Here is an 828-nt window from a genome sequence, read left to right as displayed (position 1 = left end):
GTGTCTAGCATTATCGTATCGAGAAATCAGGTGCGGTTTCGCACCCAGTTTCTTTCGGGTGAAGCAAATGGGGATCACCAAAAAGCGGCGATCTTCATTGGAGGGACAGACGTGGCAGGAATCGGAACCATGCTCAACCTGTTGACCCAACCCTGGTCAAAGTCATCCAACATGGTACTGACCGTGGAGACCCGGATCACGATTTCAGCATCGTAAAGGAGTGTCACCGATACCATGATCTACGCATTCAAAGCGGGAACAAGTGTAATCGATGAAGCCACCATGAATTCCATTCTTTCGTTGCAACCCTTTTCACTGATTTACGACGGAGTACAAGTAGATGCCAAAACGGGCGCTGGAGTGGCCCAATTCGATTGTGCGAGCTACGACCATCTGATTTCTTTTACCGCGAGTGGTGTCACCGAGATATCCCGGATTGAACTGGAACTGGTGAAAGACGGTATCGGGGCCGACGTGATCGTGGAAATTCGTTCTGGACTTAGTCTGGATGGCAGCACCGAAGGAACGCTGATAAAGAAAATGGTGCTGCCTACAGAATTTCTACCTGCGGCAAAATCCTATATAAGCATTCCCGTAGACATAACGGGACTCACCAGTGGGGCGAGATATGGGTTGGTTATCCGAAAAAACGGTGATGCAACGAACCACTTTCACGTTCACGGAGAAACCAATGCCGATTCGAATCACCTCTGTTATTCCCGGAGCGGAACCGGCATCTGGGCTCCCACAAACGCCATTCATTTTAAGATTTTTTCCGGTGAAAACGGTGAACTGAGGCATGGCATGTATGGAAGCGGTTATACCACC

The 828-nt window shown here is 49.4% G+C and carries 2 protein-coding genes; both read left to right on the top strand.

Annotated features, from left to right (window positions below):
* Nucleotides 1-216 (top strand): hypothetical protein (locus H1S01_RS21270; RefSeq protein ID WP_207732446.1); only part of this gene is annotated, 216 nt, incomplete at its 5' end.
* 18 nt (nt 217-234) lie between these two features.
* Nucleotides 235-828 (top strand): hypothetical protein (locus H1S01_RS20480; RefSeq protein ID WP_188042177.1); only part of this gene is annotated, 594 nt, incomplete at its 3' end.

It is taken from the genome of Heliobacterium chlorum, assembly GCF_014502795.1.
In the GTDB taxonomy this organism is placed as follows: domain Bacteria; phylum Bacillota; class Desulfitobacteriia; order Heliobacteriales; family Heliobacteriaceae; genus Heliobacterium; species Heliobacterium chlorum.
The sequence above is the reverse complement of the archived record's forward strand: the minus strand, read 5'-3'. Positions and strand labels throughout refer to the sequence as shown.